At 52.0% G+C, this 229-nt stretch carries 1 pseudogene; it reads left to right on the top strand.

The window, feature by feature from the left end:
• Positions 1-229 (top strand): annotated as a pseudogene (locus SB775_RS34445) (polysaccharide biosynthesis C-terminal domain-containing protein); the annotation flags it as partial.

Genomic DNA, 229 nt, shown 5'->3' on the forward strand with positions numbered 1-229 from the left:
CTGGTATTGACGGCGATTCTTTACGGTTTCGGAAAAATCCGTGTGCCGGCATTGCTGCTGGGGACAGGCTTGCTGCTAAAAGTGGCCGGCAATTTATGGCTGGTGCCCGGATACGGCATTACCGGGGCAGCAATTGCCGGCAATATTGGCTTGGTCTTTATTGCGGCAGCGCTCATCTGGTATATGAAAAAAGTTTGGCCACTGCAGTTTGCGCACATCCGTTTTTACG

It is taken from the genome of Peribacillus sp. SIMBA_075 (genome assembly GCF_046534585.1).